The 6345-nt window shown below is 63.3% G+C and carries 7 protein-coding genes; 6 read left to right on the forward strand and 1 reads right to left on the reverse strand.

Annotated features, from left to right (window positions below):
- Position 1: 1 nt before the first annotated feature.
- The gene (locus tag APH28_RS10335; protein ID WP_060509032.1) at positions 2-715 is read right to left on the reverse strand and encodes a UTRA domain-containing protein; all 714 of its coding nucleotides are present in this window, start codon (positions 713-715) and stop codon (positions 2-4) included.
- 317 nt (positions 716-1032) lie between these two features.
- Between APH28_RS10335 and APH28_RS10340 the strand changes: the two genes are divergently transcribed.
- From APH28_RS10340 to APH28_RS10365, 6 genes are all read left to right on the forward strand, one after another.
- Complete coding sequence (locus APH28_RS10340) at positions 1033-2097, forward strand: ABC transporter substrate-binding protein (RefSeq protein ID WP_060509034.1); 1065 nt, start codon at positions 1033-1035, stop codon at positions 2095-2097.
- A 146-nt stretch (positions 2098-2243) separates the two neighbouring features.
- Positions 2244-3050, forward strand: a complete 807-nt coding sequence (locus APH28_RS10345; RefSeq protein ID WP_060509035.1) for an alkaline phosphatase family protein — start codon at positions 2244-2246, stop codon at positions 3048-3050.
- Positions 3047-3877: an ABC transporter permease subunit gene (locus APH28_RS10350; RefSeq protein ID WP_060509037.1), complete on the forward strand. Its 831-nt coding sequence runs from the start codon at positions 3047-3049 to the stop codon at positions 3875-3877. Before APH28_RS10345 ends, APH28_RS10350 begins: the two co-directional genes overlap by 4 nt.
- Entirely contained in the window at positions 3867-4661 is a 795-nt protein-coding gene (locus tag APH28_RS10355; protein ID WP_060509039.1) for an ABC transporter permease, read from the forward strand. Before APH28_RS10350 ends, APH28_RS10355 begins: the two co-directional genes overlap by 11 nt.
- Position 4662: 1 nt before the next feature.
- Positions 4663-5652: an ABC transporter ATP-binding protein gene (locus APH28_RS10360; RefSeq protein WP_060509042.1), complete on the forward strand. Its 990-nt coding sequence runs from the start codon at positions 4663-4665 to the stop codon at positions 5650-5652.
- 14 nt (positions 5653-5666) lie between these two features.
- Positions 5667-6320 (forward strand): HAD family phosphatase, encoded by a 654-nt coding sequence (locus APH28_RS10365; protein WP_060509043.1) that lies wholly within the window; start codon positions 5667-5669, stop codon positions 6318-6320.
- Positions 6321-6345: the final 25 nt, after the last annotated feature.

The following is a 6345-nucleotide window of genomic DNA, read 5'->3' on the forward strand; positions in this document are numbered from 1 at the left end:
CCTAACCCGCTTGGGCACGAATGCGGATGGCATCGTGCCGCCAATATTCCAGGTCACAGTCGATCAGGTGCCCATGCTGATCGCTGTTGACCCGGGTGATATGCAGGCCCGGGCTACCCACCGATACCTTCAACGCCCCCGCAGCCTCCACCGGCAAGGCGGTCGGCAGGATCTCGAAGCACACCTGCCCATATTGGATGCCATACACCCGCCCGTAGATCTCGGTCAGCGACTGCGCCAGGTCTTGGTCGAGGATACCGGGAAAATACTTCGGGTTCAGGTAGTGCTCTGCATACAACACCGCCCGCCCATCGATGCGCCGCAAGCGGCAGATGCACACCACACTGGACAGCGCCGGCAGTTGCAGGCGTGCACAGATGGCTGCCGAAGCCGGCTGCAGGCGCGCCGAGAGCAGCTCGGTGCTGGCATCCCGCCCCTGGTTCCGCACCATCGCATGGAAATGGCTACGCTCGATCAGGTCATAGGTCAGCCGCTGCGGTGCGACGAACCAGCCACGCCGTTCTTCGCGGTAGATCAACCCTTGGGCTTCCAGCTGCACCAGCGCTTCGCGCAGGGTGATGCGCGTGGTAGCGAACACTTCGCTGAGCTTGCGTTCGGCCGGCAGCTTGCCGCCCGGCGCCAGCAGGCCGTGCTCGATCTGCTCCTGCAGCGCATGGCAGATGGCTGTTACCGCGCGCGGTGGCGTCGACTGCATCAAAAGGTTACCTATCTGGACTAGTCCAGCCCCATTCCAGGGCCTTTGGAGAATAGTGCAAGCCTAGGCAGGGCTGATGAACATCCTGTGACAAAGGCCTTGACCAGCCGCTGCCAGAAACGCGCCAGGCCAGCAGGGCCGGGGCGATTGCGTGGTCTACGCTGTAGCTTCAAGGCCGCTGCGCGCCCTGCCCTACATCAAACTGTCACGCAAGCGGCCTACCTTGGCTCAAGCTTTGCTGACCTAGACCAAGGGTCAGCAAAAACAGCTTCACTCATAACAACGATCGCTAAAGGCACCCACTCAAGGAGCTTCGGATGAAAAAGTTGTTCATGGCGTCACTGCTCGGCTCGGCCATTGCCCTCTGCACCTCGGCGATGGCCGCAGGCCCCGACCTCAAGGCCCTGGAGGACGCCGCCCGCAAGGAAGGCACCGTCAACAGCGTCGGCATGCCCGATGCCTGGGCCAACTGGAAAGGCACCTGGGAAGACTTGGCCAGCAAGTACGGACTCAAACACAGCGATACCGACATGAGTTCGGCCCAGGAGATCGCCAAGTTCGAAGCCGAGAAGGACAACGCCAGTGCCGACATCGGCGACGTGGGTGCCGCCTTCGGCCCGATCGCCGCCAGCAAGGGCGTCACCCTGCCGTACAAGCCGAGCACCTGGGACCAGGTGCCTGAGTGGGCCAAGGACCAGGACGGCCACTGGGCGCTGGCCTATACCGGCACCATCGCCTTCATCATCAACAAGGACCTGGTCAAGGAAGGCGATCGCCCGACCAGCTGGCACGACCTGGAAAAAGGCAAGTACAAGGTCGCCATCGGTGACGTCAGCACCGCAGCCCAGGCCGCCAATGGCGTGCTGGCTGCAGCCATTGCCTACAAGGGTGACGAAAAGAACATTGAACCTGGCCTGCAGCTGTTCACCAAGCTGGCCCAGCAGAAGCGCCTGTCGCTGGCCAACCCGACCATCCAGACCATCGAAAAGGGTGAGGTCGAGGTCGGTGTGGTGTGGGACTTCAACGGCTTGAGCTACCGCGAGCAGATCGACCCCAAGCGCTTCGAAGTGCTGATCCCGTCGGACGGCTCGGTGATTTCCGGCTATACCACCGTGATCAACAAATACGCCAAGCACCCGAACGCGGCCAAGCTTGCGCGTGAATACATTTTCAGCGATGCCGGGCAGATCAACCTGGCCAAAGGGCATGCGCGGCCGATCCGTGCCGAGCACCTGAAGCTGCCTGAAGACGTGCAGGCCAAGCTGCTGCCGAACGAGCAATACAAGGCAGCGCAGCCGATCAAGGATGCTGCGGCATGGGAAGCGACCTCCAAGGCCTTGCCGCAGAAGTGGCAGGAGCAAGTGATCATCGAGATGGAGTAACGGCGAGGGCTACGCCCTCGTTCGCGGGGCAAGCCCGCTCCTACAGGAACACCCCATGCCTCAACGCCTGTGAATGACCTGTAGGAGCGGGCTTGCCCCGCGAAAGGCCGCAAAGCGGCCGCTCTTGAAACCCCGCGGAGCTTCACATGAACCACAACGTCATCCTGGTCCTGCTAGACGGCCTCAACTACCAGGTCGCCCACCACGCCATGGGCCACCTGCACGCCTACGTCGAGGCCGACCGCGCCGCGCTATACCGCATGGAATGCGAACTGCCGTCGCTGTCCCGGCCGCTGTACGAGTGCATCCTCACGGGCGTGGCCCCTATCGACAGCGGCATCGTGCACAACAACATCAACCGCCTGTCCAACCAGCGCAGCGTGTTCCACTACGCCCGCGAGGCCAACCTGGGCACTGCAGCAGCGGCTTATCACTGGATGAGCGAGCTGTACAACCGCTCCCCCTTCGACCCCCAGCGGGACCGCCACACCCATGCGCCAAAGCTGCCGATCCAGCATGGCCTGTTCTACTGGGACGATCGCTACCCTGATTCGCACTTGCTGGCCGATGGCGAGTACCTGCGTCGCCGCCACGCACCGAACTTCCTCCTGTTGCATCCGATGAGCATCGACGATATCGGCCACCGCCACGGTCTCGACAGCAGCCAGTACCGCAACGCTGCGCGCAGTGTCGATATTCTGCTGGCCGATTACCTGCCGGGCTGGCTGGAAGAGGGCTACCAAGTGCTGGTCACCGCCGACCACGGCATGAACAACGACCGGTCGCACAACGGCCTGCTGGCCGAGGAGCGTGAAGTGCCGCTGTTCGTGTTCGGCGATGCCTTCAGCCTCGATCCGGCCGCCAAGCCGCTGCAGACCGAACTGTGCGGGACCATCTGTGAACTGCTGGGGGCTGCCCACGACAAGACGGTTTGCCGGGAGTTGCTCAAGTGAACCGCGGCCGCTACCTGGCCCTGCTCTGCCTGCTGCCGTTCGCCGTGTTCTTCGTGATCTTCCAGATTGCCCCGCTGGCCTGGGTGGCCATCAACAGCCTGCAATCGGAAGCGGGTTGGGGCATGGCCAACTTCAGCAAGGTGTTCGCCTCGAAGTTCTACCTGCAGGCGCTGCAACGCAGCCTGGAGATCAGCTTCTGGTCGAGCCTGTTCGGCATCGTCATCGCCACCCTCGGCGCCTACTCGCTGCGCCAGGTTGATTCGAAGCTGCGCGACTTCGTCAGCGCCTTCGCCAACATGACCAGCAACTTCGCCGGGGTGCCGCTGGCCTTCGCCTTCATCATCCTGCTCGGTTTCAACGGCGCACTGACTCTGCTGCTGAAACAGATCGGCCTGCTGGAGGACTTCAGCATCTACTCCAAGAGCGGCCTGATCCTGGTGTACACCTACTTCCAGATACCGCTCGGCGTGCTGCTGCTTTACCCCGCCTTCGACGCCCTGCGCGAAGACTGGCGTGAATCGGCCGCGCTGCTCGGGGCCAGCCACTGGCAGTTCTGGCGGCATATCGGCCTGCCGGTGCTGACGCCGGCATTGCTCGGCACCTTCGTCATCCTGCTGGCCAACGCCCTTGGCGCCTACGCCACTGTGTACGCCTTGACCACCGGCAACTTCAACGTGCTGCCGATCCGCATCGCCGGCCTGGTGGCCGGTGACATCAGCCTCGACCCGAACCTGGCAAGCGCCCTGGCGATGGTGCTGGTGGGGTTGATGACGCTGGTCACGGTGGTCCACCAATGGCTGCTCAAGAGGAGCTACCATGCGCGCTGAAACGCCTTCTGCCGGGCTCTACCACCGTGTGGTGGTGTACCTGCTGTTCCTGATCCTGCTGCTGCCGCTGGCCGGCACCCTGCTCTACTCGCTGGCCACCAGCTGGTCGGCGAGCCTGCTGCCCAGCGGCCTGACTTTCAAGTGGTACATCGCACTGTGGAGCGAGCCACGCTTCCTGGCCGCGTTCGGCCAATCGCTGCTGGTGTGCGTGGGCGCGCTGCTGCTGTCGGTGCTACTGATCCTGCCGCTGCTGTTCGTGGTGCACTACCATTTCCCGAAACTCGATGCACTGATGAACATCCTTATCTTGCTGCCGTTCGCGGTACCGCCGGTGGTGTCATCAGTGGGCCTGCTGCAGCTGTATGGCAGCGGCCCGATGGCGATGGTCGGCACGCCGTGGATCCTGATCGGCTGCTACTTCACCATTGCCCTGCCATTCATGTACCGGGCGATCACCAACAACCTGCAGGCGATCAACTTGCGCGACCTGATGGACGCCGCCCAGCTGCTCGGCGCCAGCACCTGGCAGGCCGCACTGCTGGTGGTACTGCCAAACCTGCGCAAGGGCCTGATGGTGGCGCTGCTGCTGTCGTTCTCGTTCCTGTTCGGCGAGTTCGTGTTCGCCAACCTGCTGGTCGGCACCCGCTACGAAACCCTGCAGGTGTACCTGAACAACATGCGCAACAGCAGCGGCCACTTCAACAGCGCGCTGGTGATCTCGTACTTCGCCTTCGTGCTGGTGCTGACCTGGGTCGCCAACCGCCTGAACAAGGACAAACCCTGACATGAGCTTCGTCAGCGTACAGAACCTGCAAAAAAGCTATGCCGGCAGCCCGGTGTTCGAGAACATCGACTGCCAGATCGAGCGCGGCGAGTTCGTCACCCTGCTCGGCCCCTCCGGCTGCGGCAAGTCCACCCTGCTGCGCTGCATCGCCGGGCTGACCCCGGTGGACGGCGGCAAGATCCTCCTCGACGGCCACGACATCGTGCCGGTCAGCCCGCAGAAGCGTGGCATCGGCATGGTGTTCCAGAGCTACGCGCTGTTCCCTAACATGACCGTGGAACAGAACGTCGCCTTCGGCCTGCGCATGCAGAAGGTCAAGGCGGATGAAAGCCAGCAGCGCGTGCGCGAAGCTTTGGACCTGGTGGAGCTGGGCAACTTTGCCGGGCGCTACCCGCACCAGCTGTCCGGCGGCCAGTGCCAGCGCGTGGCCCTGGCCCGCTCGCTGGTCACCCGCCCGCGCCTGCTGCTGCTCGACGAGCCGCTGTCGGCGCTGGATGCCCGCATCCGCAAGCACCTGCGTGAGCAGATCCGCGCGATCCAGCGCGAGCTGGGGTTGACCACCATCTTCGTCACCCATGATCAGGAGGAGGCGCTGACGATGTCCGACCGCATCTTCCTGATGAACCAGGGGCGCATCGTCCAGAGCGGCGATGCCGAAACCCTCTACACCGCGCCCGTGGACCTGTTCGCCGCCGGGTTTATCGGCAACTACAACCTGCTTGACGCCGAAAGCGCCAGCCGCCTGCTGCAACGCCCGGTGGCCGGCCGCCTGGCGATCCGCCCGGAGTCAATCACCTTGGGCGTCAACGGCGAACTGGATGCCGAGGTACGCAGTCACAGTCTGCTTGGCAACGTCATCCGCTACCGGGTAAAAGTGCGTGAGGTGGAACTGGTGGTCGACGTGCTCAACCGTTCGCCTGGCGACCTGCATGCCGATGGCCAGCGGGTGTCGCTGTCGATCGACCCCACTGCGCTGCGCGAAGTGGCCTAAGGAGAATCAACACCATGGCATTGGCAATTTTCGATCTGGACGAAACCCTGATCCACGGCGACTGCGCGTCGCTGTGGAGCGAACAGATGGCCCGGCTGGGCTGGGTCGACGGCAAGGCGTTCCTGCGCCGCGACCATGAACTGATGGAAGCTTACGGCAAGGGCCACCTGCAGATGGAAGACTACATGGCCTTCAGCCTGGAGCCGATTGCCGGGCGCACGCTGGAGGAAGTCGAGCACCTGGTGGCGCCGTGGGTCGAGGACGTGATCGAGCCGATCATCTACGGTGACGCCTGCCGCTGCATTGCCGAGCATCGCCAGCGGGGCGATCGCATCCTCATCATTTCTGCTTCAGGCACGCACCTGGTCGGGCCGATTGCGGCGCGGCTGGGGGTGGATGAGTACCTGGCGATCGAGCTGGAGGCAGTGAACGGGGTGTATACCGGCAGGACCCACGGGGTGCTGACCTACCGCGAGGGCAAGATCACCCGGTTGCTGGAATGGCTGGACCAGGAGCAGGAGAATCTGGAGGGAGCGAGTTTCTATTCCGACTCGCGCAATGACTTGCCGTTGTTGCTAAAGGTCGATTATCCGCACGCAGTGAACCCGGATGCGGTGTTGCGCGAGCATGCCGAGAAGAATGGCTGGCCGATTCTGAGCTGGTCCTGAAGATTAGTGTGGACCTCTTCGCGGG

The sequence above is a fragment of the Pseudomonas sp. NBRC 111124 genome (assembly GCF_001320245.1).
In the GTDB taxonomy this organism is placed as follows: domain Bacteria; phylum Pseudomonadota; class Gammaproteobacteria; order Pseudomonadales; family Pseudomonadaceae; genus Aquipseudomonas.